Source organism: Alloprevotella sp. OH1205_COT-284 (genome assembly GCF_003859795.1).
Taxonomy (GTDB): domain Bacteria; phylum Bacteroidota; class Bacteroidia; order Bacteroidales; family Bacteroidaceae; genus Alloprevotella.
Genome location: NZ_RQYI01000059.1, coordinates 1 through 1328, shown reverse-complemented (window position 1 = coordinate 1328; position 1328 = coordinate 1). Strand labels below are relative to the sequence as shown.

At 43.3% G+C, this 1328-nt stretch carries 1 protein-coding gene and 1 pseudogene; one reads left to right on the top strand and one right to left on the bottom strand.

The features are described 5' to 3' along the window. Positions 1-165 precede the first annotated feature (165 nt). Positions 166-579, top strand: a complete 414-nt coding sequence (gene mobA, locus EII14_RS09005; protein ID WP_124932188.1) for a conjugal transfer protein MobA — start codon at positions 166-168, stop codon at positions 577-579. A 20-nt stretch (positions 580-599) separates the two neighbouring features. On the opposite strand, the pseudogene EII14_RS09000 reads toward mobA, so the two are convergent. After that, a pseudogene (locus tag EII14_RS09000) lies at positions 600-1328 on the bottom strand (helix-turn-helix domain-containing protein); the annotation flags it as partial.

The window sequence follows — 1328 nt, the reverse complement described above, 5'->3', positions numbered from 1 at the left end:
GCAAATAGCAAGGTATGTTTTATGCAGCACGACTCCGTTTTTGCTGCATAAAACCCTTGCTCTTGCAGAGAGCTGAAAAACTCCGAAGTCGTTTTTTCTTGAAAGAGAGAACGCAATGCCTCAAATGCTGGTGACGTCGTGAAACACTAAAATCCAAAGTAAGAAATGGAAATGAAGAAAATTCGGAGCGCACGCTCCAAAGAGAAGACAGAAAAGCGTGTTTCGGTCAATTTCACACCGATGGAATACGCTCATTTCCTCACGATGAAAGAGGAAAGTGGTGTACAAAGTTTGTCCCTGTTTATCAAAGCGAGGGTATTTAATGAGACTTTCCGTGTGATAAAAGTCGACCGTTCCTTGCTTGATTACTACCAGAAACTGACAACTTTGTACGGACAATTCCGCAGTGTAGGAGTCAATTACAACCAGACTTTAGTCGCAATGAAGAGCAACTTTACAGAGAAGAAAGTCTTTGCCATGCTCGCAAAATTGGAGAAACTGACACTTGAATTAGCAATAATCGGAGGTGAAATCGTGCAACTGACTCGTGAATTTCAAGAGAAATGGCAACACAGATAAAGCCGTGTACTTTCTCAATTCTACAAAGAGTCGAGATATTGTTTGGGTTTTATTCTGTGATATTTGCGGAAAGCCTCTGTGAAGTGGCTGAGATTGGCATATCCGATTTTATAGCCTACTTCGGATACAGAGTAAAGACGAGTGGAAAGCAAACGTTTTGCCCATTCCATCTTTTCGGATAGGGCATACTCGGCAATCGCCTTGCCGATAACCTGTTTGAAGCATTTTTGTAGTTTGGAACTGCTCATTGCTGCTTCACGTGCCAGTTCGGGAATGCTCGGTACGTTGTTCAAACTTTGTAAAATCTGACGACGGACACGGAAGACAGCCTCCACATCGTTCAAATTCAAGTTGGAAAGAGATTTTACTTTACTTCCGAACGCTTTTCGAGTTTTTCAAGGAATATTGTCAGCAACTCTATTGCCTTTCCGTGCAGATGGAGGGGAGAGAAAGACGCATTGCTTTTGGCTATCGCCTTGATGCCATCCAATACTTGTTGCATCGCAGGTGTGATAGTCTCGAAGAGATAAAAAGACTTGTCCGACTGGAGCAACCGACCGATATAGGTTTCGCAAGCCGTATCCATTTGCTCTATCCAATCCTTGTTGAAAGTCAATGTGATGTTTTCATACTGCCGTTTAGGGGCGAAAGTCCACTCCGTAGGGATATTGCTTGAAGGCATAAAGATACCGTCAAGCGTGTCCACCCCGACCGTTTTTGTGCTTGTGCCGATAATCTGCTCATGTTTA

Coding starts and splice junctions, on each gene's coding strand:
- mobA (WP_124932188.1), top strand. CDS start 166: ATGGAAATGAAGAAAATTCGGAGCGCACGCTCCAAAGAGAAGACAGAA.